This window comes from Bacteroides sp. An279, from assembly GCF_002159615.1.
Classification (GTDB): Bacteria; Bacteroidota; Bacteroidia; order Bacteroidales; family Bacteroidaceae; genus Phocaeicola; species Phocaeicola intestinalis.
This window is the reverse complement of sequence record NZ_NFJA01000141.1, coordinates 1-5,814: the sequence shown is the minus strand read 5'-3', so window position 1 is coordinate 5,814 and position 5,814 is coordinate 1. Positions and strand designations below refer to the sequence as shown.

At 45.9% G+C, this 5,814-nt stretch carries 5 protein-coding genes and 2 pseudogenes; 5 read left to right on the top strand and 2 right to left on the bottom strand.

The window, feature by feature from the left end:
• Positions 1-119 precede the first annotated feature (119 nt).
• Positions 120-2,012: a hypothetical protein gene (locus B5F78_RS15720; RefSeq protein WP_087407177.1), complete on the bottom strand. Its 1,893-nt coding sequence runs from the start codon at positions 2,010-2,012 to the stop codon at positions 120-122.
• 13 nt (positions 2,013-2,025) lie between these two features.
• Positions 2,026-2,352 (bottom strand): hypothetical protein, encoded by a 327-nt coding sequence (locus B5F78_RS15715; protein WP_087407176.1) that lies wholly within the window; start codon positions 2,350-2,352, stop codon positions 2,026-2,028.
• A 684-nt stretch (positions 2,353-3,036) separates the two neighbouring features.
• Here B5F78_RS15715 and B5F78_RS15710 point away from each other — a divergent pair.
• The 5 genes and pseudogenes from B5F78_RS15710 to B5F78_RS15695 all read left to right on the top strand — a co-directional run.
• Positions 3,037-3,348 carry a hypothetical protein gene (locus tag B5F78_RS15710; protein WP_225226457.1) on the top strand — a complete coding sequence of 104 codons (312 nt, stop codon included), beginning with the start codon at positions 3,037-3,039 and terminating at the stop codon, positions 3,346-3,348.
• Positions 3,349-3,355: 7 nt separating this feature from the next.
• Positions 3,356-4,492, top strand: a complete 1,137-nt coding sequence (locus B5F78_RS15705; RefSeq protein ID WP_162608575.1) for a DUF4377 domain-containing protein — start codon at positions 3,356-3,358, stop codon at positions 4,490-4,492.
• Positions 4,493-4,602: 110 nt separating this feature from the next.
• A pseudogene (locus B5F78_RS15700) lies at positions 4,603-5,043 on the top strand (AraC family ligand binding domain-containing protein); the annotation flags it as partial.
• Between the two features lie 29 nt (positions 5,044-5,072).
• Entirely contained in the window at positions 5,073-5,261 is a 189-nt protein-coding gene (locus tag B5F78_RS18090) for a hypothetical protein (RefSeq protein ID WP_162608574.1), read from the top strand.
• Positions 5,242-5,685 (top strand): annotated as a pseudogene (locus tag B5F78_RS15695) (helix-turn-helix domain-containing protein); the annotation flags it as partial. The gene B5F78_RS18090 and the pseudogene B5F78_RS15695, both read left to right, overlap by 20 nt.
• Between the last annotated feature and the right edge of the window lie 129 nt (positions 5,686-5,814).

Sequence of the window (5,814 nt, the reverse complement as noted above, 5' to 3'; positions counted from 1 at the left end):
CGCTCCTGTTCTTCGTCAGATAGCCCGCTATCTTCCTCATCACAGAAGCGGAAATGCCTCAAAAACTCATCCCAAATCATCGCACGATAAATTCAAAACAGCTTCTTAATTCTTGTCAGTTATTCTTCGTAAATCGAACGGGCATCTGTCCGTTTTTCAACACCTTTGTTCTGCTTGCTGAAAAAAGAAAGCAGGTCTTGTTTGCTGACGGTTCCGGTGGGGACAAAGTCTGCCGAATTCATGTATTGTGTCAGACTATAGAGCAGTTGCTTTACCTCAGGTTTCTGTTTGCTCTCAGTCGACAAGAGGTCTATTGAACTCATGATGAGTTTGCCCTTTCCGTATTTAGTTTCGAAGACGGAGGCCAGTCGGCGATTGTTTACGAAATTGTCTGTTACTTCTATGATAGGTTGCAAATCGGGCAACGAATCCATGACCAATACCTTGGAGTGTTTAACCAGGTTCCACCATTGCCAGTCGCTATGCATCTCGGTAGGGAAATGCAGAAGTGCCGGATGTTTGGGGTCGCAAAGTATGCCCATGGTTCCTGCCTGTTTGGGGAAATGTACGGGGCTCCAGAACACCGGAAGGAACTTGCCTTCCAATCCTTCCAGTTTATCGGGACGTGGAGAGAGGAGGACTTTTTTCCCTGCTTCCAAAGCCGACAGTGCCTGGCTGATGTCTTGAGTCAGCACAACATCACCGGCATTCAGTTCCTTAAGTGGAGGATATACCCATATCGACCAGCTGTTTTCCCAATCTGTATCTTCGATGGTTACTTTCAGGTAGAGCTGGGCTGCGTTTCGCACTTTCTCTAATCCGGCGTGTATTTCACCTGCGGAAGTGACGGTTCCTTTTTTGAAGGTACCGGCATCCAGTTTCCCTCGCCCCACTTCATATCCGGTCTTGTCTGTCAATTGCCACAGGATATGCTTGCCGCGGATGTCTTCTTTGTAATAGTTGGCTATTTCCACTTGTGCGGCAAAGGTTTCGTTGGTTGTCCAAGTAGCTTTTTCGAAACGGGCGAGCGGGACAACCGGCGAGCAGAACTGACGGAAATAACGTTCATCGGTCAGTTTCTTCGATTCCCAAAACGCATTGACCAGACCGACGAGTGCCGTGCCTTGTCCCGGGAAATCTTGCAGGCCAAGCAGTTGATAGCCGCTGAATTGCGGTGTTTTCATGGCACGTTCGATTTCTTCTTTGTAGAGTTGTACCGCAAATCTGCCTGAAGCTTGTAGGTAACGTTCGGCTTTGCCGGCAAGCCCTTTCTTTTCCAGGTCTTTTTGGATGGCTTTCAGGTTGAGCGGTTCCAAGGTGCCGGTGTAGTTCCCGATTTCTTCCATGTCCGGATATACCGAGTATTGCCCTATCTCGTGCGAAATCAGCGGGACTTTTATGCCTTCTGCCGCCTGTCGGTAGTCTTTGTTGAAGTTGGGTTCTTCGGCATCGAATACGCCTTGTCCGCGTATCCATCCTTTGTCTGTCCATTGGGTAACGAAGAAGTCGTCTTCCGGTTCGGGTTGTGTGCCATGCCCTTGCTCGAAAGTGAATGTGGTGGTGGCATACAGGTGGCGGTTATCTTGCCGTTTCATGTAGCCCACAAATGCGTTCAGGAACTGGAAGTCGGGCTGCAGCTCGTTGCCTGCGCTCAACATGCAAAAAGAAGGATGGTTTCCATACGCGGCAATGATGCGGTCGAACTCCTGGTATAGGAAACGGTTGGTGGCGGTGTCCTTTCCTACCGTAAGCGACCAGTTGGGCAATTCCACTTGCAGGTAAAATCCCATGCGGTCTGCTACCTTGAAAGCGGCTTCGGGCGGGCAATACGAATGGAAACGCAAGTGGTTCAGTCCCCATGCTTTGGCGGTAGAGAATACTTTTTCCCAGCCGGCTTCATCGGTCGGAGGCGTTCCGGTCAGCGGAAAGATGCAGCATTCCAATGTTCCGCGCAGGAATATCCGGTTGCCGTTGATGGTAAGATAACCGTCGGTATGCCCAATCTCGCGCATGCCGAAAGTGGTTTCATAGCGGTCTGTACCCTGCCGGGTGTGGCAGCTTGCCTGCAATGTATACGGTCTCAGCGCAGTTGACTTGTAAGGTAACCTCTGCCTGGGTGGTTTGGGGATTGGTCCGCACCAGGACGGCTTTTACTTTTATCCGCTTGCCTGCGATGTCCGGATACACGTTTACTTGTTGTAGCTTGACATCGTTTTCCGCTTTCAGTTCCATGCGTCCCAACACGCCGTTCCATTTCACTTGTGTGTCTTCGGTATACGCATGTGCCAGTTCGCGCATGGAAATATCGTGTTGTTTGCGGTTGTCTATGCGGAGGAATATAGGTGCATCCACTGTAAGATTATTAATCTTCAGGCTGCAAGATTATTAATCTTACAAGTGCAAGATTATTAATCTTACAGCAGACGAAGCTATCTGTGTTGAAGCAAGAAGATAATAGCAGCAACCTTTTATTAAAAGATATGCACTGATAAAACCAATGCGCCTTGCTCATCGTACATTCTTGACTATTGGCTCGCATAAAGCAGGAACTAATTTCGTGTTTCAGGGAAAAAACTTTTGAAAATAGGAGATTATCGTAAAAATCTTCTATCTTTGTATTCGGGTAGAACCAACTCTTTCCCAAAACATGCGAGAAAAAGAAGAAACGTTATGCGCATCAAGTATTTGGAAACATAGGAAATTTTCAAATTGCATATTCAGATGGCATGGTGGTTCTGACGCTATAGCGTGGGCTGCTATAACTACATCTGTATACAAGGTTTCCTACGACCTCCAAGTAAAGACGTGGCATAGTTGGCTCACGTTTCCTGTAATACAAATGAAAATTCTTAGGAAGTCAACAAGAATTTTATAACGATGAAGATGAAAAACATTTTAAGAAAACTCCCGACATTCATCGGTGTCTGTATACTGATGATTCTGACAAGCTGTACTACATCTAAATCCGTCGTCTCACAAGGTGTCAATTTATCTAAGTATAAATACGTAGCGGTTATAGACGATGATACGTACAGAATGCCCCCCGAACTTGTACAATATCAGATACAATTATACGATGCTGTCGAACAGTCGGGGTTAACATTGATAAACCAATATCGCATTAACGAACTGACACAGAGTGAGCAGTCGGCGTTATTGCTGGCGACATTCGGTGTCGCTGTAAGCCAAGAAGAAACCGTAATCACGGTCAACTTCATCGACTTCAACACCGACCGCCCTTTAGTTTCCTGCCGAGGTGCTTATACCACGTTAGGAATAAGTCACGATGCCGACATCAAAGGTGCTCTTAAACGTGTGGGTGAACAGATTTCAAAAACCTTTAAATAAACAAGTCGTGACAATCAAGAATCTTTCTTTCGTTTTATTGACGGTCCTAAGTTTTATATGGGGCGGTTGTGACAATGAAGATACTTCAGGAGACAGTTATGCGGATATCATCATGCAGGTATCCGAAACAACGGTTTGGGAGTCCGTATGGGGAAGTAATGTTCCAATGGAATACATGCTTGTAAAGGAGCCGTCTGATACGGAATGGCAGCGTCTTGTCATGGGCAGCATCGAAGGCTTTGAATACGTGCAAGGACATGCCTACGAATTGAAAGTGCGCAAAACCACTCTCGCCAATCCACCGCAGGACGGGATGAATTGCACTTATCGGCTGATTGAAATACTAAGCGATACACAACCGGACACACCTGTCACGCCCGAAGAATGGCCCGAAGAAGCAAAGTTCAAGCTTAAAATGGTGCAACTGACTCCGTTTATGTATTTAGATACACCGCTGGCGGCACCCTTCGACTTGTTGACATTCAGAATACTCGACCATCGGGATGAATACACTCCCTTTGGCAATCCGGAGTTCCTGCAATACTATGATTCGATTGTGATGTCGTCTCCGGTCATGCCTGACACCTATCCTATTCTTCAACGGAAAAAAGGTGATAGTGGAACGTCTGAAAGCTACACATCGCAATGGAGCTCGTATTTTTTCGAGAAAAGCGATTTCCTGATATCGCTTAAAGGATACAAGGATGGCGAGGTGAAGTATGAATATACAATTGAACAGATTATGCGTGAAAGGGATTTTCTCGGTATAGATTGGGAAAGAGGAAGTATTGCGGTTGCCAACCCACAGACTCACACCATTTATTGTGTACTTGATACCCGTTATGAGTTTCTGTTGACCAACACCCAACAGCGCAACAATACCCCTTTCGTGGAAATCAGGGTAGCGGCCGCATCCCATCTTACTGATGCCGAAAATCTTCAAAGGCAGGAAGACGGGCTGCGTTGGCTGCTGACAAAATATTTGGAAAAAACATCCGAGACAACCGCCAGTTTCAAGACATTACCCGAAGATGCCAGCATCGTGGAAACTTACGGCAATGATACTACACGTGTAGCGCTTCTTCATATCGAGGGTGATGACTTTCATGAAGAATGTTATTACTTAATCGCCGAACCGAAATAACATCTAAAGCCCTTATGTTTTTGATGGTGATATTGCAAGAGATTGTAAGATAGGAATTACAAAATAATTTTGTATATTCGGCACGTAAAACAACTTTAGATATTTCTGCCATGATACGATTGAAAGACGGATTTGACGGTGAAAGGGCGTTGGTGCTTCCGCAGCTCATTACCCAGTTTATGGAAAAAGACCCGTTGCTCGCCGCCCTCCATATTACTGATATCGGTTATTACCCGAAGGCAAGTCATCACTTTAGGGAACGGACAACTCCTATCAATCAGTTTGTATTCATTTATTGTATAGATGGAGCGGGTTGGTACCGTGTTAACGGATATACTTACGAGGTGCACGAAAACCAGTATTTTATACTTCCGGCAGGAATGCCACATGCCTATGGGGCAGACGAGGGTAATCCATGGACGATTTATTGGATTCATTTCAAGGGAACTTTGGCTTCTTGTTATGCTAAAAATGCTGCGCAGCCTATGGAAATTTTGCCCGAGAAACATTCGCGCATCAATAATCGCATCAACTTGTTTGAGGAGATTTTTCTTAGAAACTGTTTTGAATTTATCGTGCGATGATTTGGGATGAGTTTTTGAGGCATTTCCGCTTGTGTGATGAGGAAGATAGCGGGCTATCTGACGAAGAACAGAAGCGGAAAGGACCAAAAAATCGCCCAAAGCACACACGAAAACGGATACATCAAGACGAGAAAAACTTTTTGAAGAAATTCAAAACAGTTTCTTACACTGAAGTCGGGCTATAGCAACGAGAATCTGTATTATGCATCTTCGCTTTTTCATCATTATTTAGGCTCGTTGCGTTATGTCCAACAATACCGTGCGGCTTATGGTGGGCGGACAGATGATGAAGGACTTGTTGATGTGACTATACATTATATGAAAGAGAATCTGGAAAAACGGCTTACACTTCAGGAGCTGACGGCGCAAAGTGGTTATTCGGCTTCACATTTCTCGATGTTGTTCAAACGGAAGACGGGACACAGTGTGTTGGAGTATTTCAACTTGATGAAGATACAGGAGGCCTGTTTCTTGCTTGACTCGACTGACATGAAGGTCAATCAGATCTGTTACAAGGTAGGCATAGATGATGCCTATTACTTTTCGCGTCTGTTCAACAAGATTATGGGCATGTCGCCTTATGCTTACCGGAAAGCCAAGAAGGGATAAGGCAGGAATCCAGCTGTGTTAAACCCACCGTCAAGTTAGAAGTGCAACTCCGCCACCGCCTTCCTCCGTCCTTGGAGCGTAGCGGAAAGGGCGGAGGAAGGCGGTGGAAGCCCGGAATCAGGGTCATCC